This is a genomic window from Moorena sp. SIO3I6 (assembly GCF_010672095.1).
The window spans coordinates 1-2,261 of sequence record NZ_JAAHHU010000768.1 but is presented as its reverse complement, the minus strand read 5'-3'; the positions used below and the strand labels follow the sequence as shown (position 1 = coordinate 2,261).

At 40.9% G+C, this 2,261-nt stretch carries 3 protein-coding genes; 2 read left to right on the top strand and 1 reads right to left on the bottom strand.

The annotated features are described in order from the left end of the window. Positions 1–1,524, top strand: a 1,524-nt coding sequence (locus F6K49_RS42505) for a methyl-accepting chemotaxis protein (protein WP_366514304.1), incomplete at its 5' end; no start/stop codon positions are given. A gap of 10 nt (positions 1,525–1,534) precedes the next feature. Here F6K49_RS42505 and F6K49_RS42500 read toward each other — a convergent pair. Next, positions 1,535–1,690, bottom strand: a complete 156-nt coding sequence (locus F6K49_RS42500; RefSeq protein WP_293084075.1) for a hypothetical protein — start codon at positions 1,688–1,690, stop codon at positions 1,535–1,537. 97 nt (positions 1,691–1,787) lie between these two features. On the opposite strand from F6K49_RS42500, the gene F6K49_RS42495 reads away from it, so the two are divergent. Next, a complete protein-coding gene (locus tag F6K49_RS42495; protein WP_293107429.1) occupies positions 1,788–2,225 on the top strand; it encodes an ABC transporter substrate-binding protein in 438 nt (145 codons plus the stop codon). Positions 2,226–2,261 lie beyond the last annotated feature (36 nt).

The following is a 2,261-nucleotide window of genomic DNA, read 5'->3' as shown; positions in this document are numbered from 1 at the left end:
ACGGAAATGCAAGAAAGTCAACTTGCTCAGAGGGTTAATTTTGAACGAGCTTTTCGATTTAATTACCGATATGCAGAAAGCACCACTGCTAGAAACACATTTAGTGAAGCCAGAGCGGAGTTCAACCGAAGGGATGGATTAGTGGACGACGCTCTTATAAAAGTTGATAACATCCTCAAACGTGAAATCCAAAAAGCCTTAAGTAATCAGCAAAAAGACTACTGGTCAGATTTTAAATCTGAATTAGAGTTATATAAAATAATGCATGATCGTTATGGTGATAAATCTGAAGAAGCGTTCAGTTTAGTTGTTGAGAATCAACCCGATCAAGCGGAATTTGCTGCAGAACGGATGCAAAAGTCCGCAGAAGAACTGAAAGCAGAAATGAGGAGTCTATTGCGGCGAGCTATTACATTATCTCAAAACTCAGCCAATCTTGCGAAAGAAGACCAAAAGCGTACCATCAACATCGTACTGATTGCTTTCATTTTAATCATTGGTACTACTCTAGGTTTTGGAATTTTTGTCACCCGCGATATTGTTAATTCGTTAAACAAAGCAGTAGATATAGCAGAAGAAGTTTCGGCTGGTAATCTGAGTACCAAGGTGGAAATTACCTCAACGGATGAGATTGGACAATTACTGGAATCTCTCAAAAAGATGACTGAAAACCTTAATTCATTGATCTATAAGGTGCAGCAGTCTGGTATCCAAATGACTAGCTCCACCACCCAAATTGCTGCCTCTGGTAAGCAATTAGAAGCAACCATGACCGAACAATTAGCCTCCACCAACGAGGTGACAAGCACAGCTCAAGAAATTGCCAATACCTCTGGGGAATTAGTTCAAACTATGGAGCAACTCGCTCAGCTGTCTCAAATTACTGCTGATGCTGCTAGCCATGGTCAACAAGACCTGATGCGTATGGAAAGTACCATGCGTCACTTAGCCAATGCTACTAGTTCTATTTCTGCCAAACTGGGGGTGATGAATGAAAAAGCCAATAATATCAGTAGCGTTGTCACCACTATTACTAAAGTAGCCGATCAGACTAATTTACTATCCCTCAACGCTGCCATTGAAGCGGAGAAAGCAGGAGAGTATGGGGCTGGTTTTGCGGTTGTGGCTCGGGAAATTCGGCGGCTAGCTGACCAAACGGCAGTGGCTACCCTAGAAATTGAGACCATGGTAAAAGAGATGCAATCAGCAGTGTCAACTGGGGTGATGGAAATGGATAAATTTAGCAAGGATGTCAGTACTAGTGTCGAAAATGTCGGCAAGATTAGTGAACAAATTGCTAAAGTAATTGAGCAAGTGCAGAGCCTGACTCCCCGGTTTGAGATGGTGAATCAAAGTGTTGAAGACCAATCAAAAAGTGCTCAACAAATTAGCGAGGCGATGGTTCAATTAAGCGAAGCCTCACAACAAACGGCTGACTCTCTAAGAGATACGAATAATGCTCTGGAACGATTGGATGATACTGCCCAAGGATTACAAACAGAAGTTTCGGTGTTTCAAGTTTAGACGTAAGCCGTCAGCCGTCAGCCTTCAGCTTTTTAATCACGGAAAACTTACGAAAAAGGCTCTGGAGACGAAGATATAAGTAGTTCTGGACAACCGTAAAGATGCTGATCGCTGATAGTTTAAGAATAGCGATCGCATAGGACAATCGGATATAGCGGTTTGCCACCCGCGCTAATTACAATAAGAAGAAGTAGTCAGTAGTTAGTAGTCAGTAGTTAGTAGTTAGTATCCTAACTTAACTTAACCTACACGCAAACCGCTATATGTTAAGCAAACACATTTCCAATCAGTTAAAGCTTCTGGGTCTAATTATTTTATCTCTATTTTTATCTCTATTGCTTGTTTTGGTATCAGGTTTCTCAGGGAAGAGCCAAGAGGATGATATTGTGTTGGGAATGTCTGCTGCATTTACAGGAGCATCTAGAAGTTTAGGCATTGAATTGTATAGAGGTTCAATGGCTTATATAGAAGATATTAATCGCCAAGGCGGTATCAATGGCAAACAAATTGTGATTCAGGCTTATGATGATGGATACAATCCCACTAGGGCGATTAAAAACACCATTAATTTGATTGAAAATGATGATGTATTTCTACTCTTTGATACTGGGATAGATTATACTACAAATTTGATTAATTCGCAAGTGGTACCCAGTTACAATGACACCTCCCTAGCTGCTGTAGTGACTATCGAGCATTGATGGATCAATATAACCCGATGCCTCCGAAGAATTTCA

What these genes read in the sequence shown, in the direction of transcription:
- F6K49_RS42495 (WP_293107429.1), top strand. Translation starts at nt 1,788, where the DNA reads ATGTTAAGCAAACACATTTCCAATCAGTTAAAGCTTCTGGGTCTAATT.